General features: G+C 76.2%; 1 protein-coding gene and 1 pseudogene. Both read right to left on the bottom strand.

Annotated elements, in window-relative coordinates:
- A pseudogene (locus GTW08_RS27455) lies at positions 1-339 on the bottom strand (hypothetical protein); the annotation flags it as partial.
- A gap of 105 nt (positions 340-444) precedes the next feature.
- Entirely contained in the window at positions 445-1,284 is an 840-nt protein-coding gene (locus GTW08_RS27450) for a DUF72 domain-containing protein (RefSeq protein WP_073577901.1), read from the bottom strand.
- Positions 1,285-1,343 lie beyond the last annotated feature (59 nt).

Raw genomic sequence — 1,343 nt, 5'->3', positions numbered from 1 at the left:
CTGGGCGCCGGTGGCGGCCGGGGCCTGCTGCTGCGGGCTGCGGGCCTGCTGCGGGACCCCGCCCGGGTTGGTGCGGCCGAAGGGCGGCCCGCCGAAGGGGACCTCGGGGTGGCCGTCGTAGTAGGGGTTCGGGTTGCCGCCGGAGTGCTGCGGCCGGGGCTGGTGGTGCGGCGCCCAGCCCTGCGGCGCGGCACCGCGCGGGTCCTGCGCGTACTGCTGCTGGTGGCGTCCGGGGCCCTGGGGCCCCCGGTACTGCTGCGGGACACGGTGCGGGCCGGACTGCTGCTGCGGCGGGCCGGAGAGGTCCGGGGCGCCGTGGCGGTTCTGCGGAGTGGTCACGCCACGGCTGTCGCGGCGACGGCGGCCCGCGTATCAGCCGGCCCGCCCTTATCAACAAATGTGAGGACAGGTCCGTTCAGCCGTGCCGGTAGTCGGCCGAACAGGTCAGCCGAGGCGGTCGATCAGGGCCAGCGCGTCGGTCGGTGCGTGGACCTTCGCGTCGTTGTCGAAGTAGCAGACGACGTCGTGCCCGGCGTCGCGCCAGCCGCGGACGCGCTCCGCCCAGCCGTCGAGGGCCTCGGCGGTGTAGCCGCCGCTGTAGAGCTCCCCCTGGCCGTGCAGGCGCAGGTAGACGAGGTCGGCGGTCACCTCGTCGAACACCGGCCAGGTGCCCGCGGAGTCGGACAGCACCAGCGCGACCCCGTGCTCCCGCAGCAGCGCGGTGAACGCCGGGTCCCGGAACGACGGGTGCCGCGGCTCGACCGCGTGCCGCAGCGGGCGGTCGGCGTCGGTCTCGACCAGCGCCCGGCCGTCGAGCCGCTCGTCGTGCCCGGTCGCGGCCCGGGCGGCGGCCGTGGTGCTCGCCGGCAGCAGCTCCAGGAAGCGGGCCAGCCGGTCGGCGTCGAACCGCATCCGGGGCGGCAGCTGCCACAGCACCGGGCCCAGCGCCGGCCCCAGGCCGAGCACGCCGGAAGCGAGGAAGTTCGCGACCGGCACCGCGACGTCGCGCAGCTGCTTGAGGTGCGTCACGAACCGCGGGCCCTTCACCGCGAACACGAACCCGGCCGGGACCTGCTCGGCCCAGGCCCGGTAGTTCTCCGGGCGCTGCAGGGAGTAGAACGACCCGTTGATCTCGATCGAGGTGACCTGCCGGGACAGGTACTCCAGCTCGCGGCGCTGCACCAGTCCGGGCGGGTAGAACGTGCCGCGCCACGGCCGGTAGCGCCACCCCGACGTCCCCACCAGGGCCCGTCCGGGCCGGGTGGCGGATCCGGGGCGCGTCACGTGCCGCCGACCAGCCCGCGCAGCGCGGCCGCCCCGGCGACCGGGTGCGTGACGGGCCC

The organism is Pseudonocardia sp. SID8383, assembly GCF_009864975.1.
In the GTDB taxonomy this organism is placed as follows: domain Bacteria; phylum Actinomycetota; class Actinomycetes; order Mycobacteriales; family Pseudonocardiaceae; genus Pseudonocardia; species Pseudonocardia alni.
Note: the sequence above shows the minus strand (reverse complement) of the source record. Positions and strands in the feature narration are given on the sequence as shown.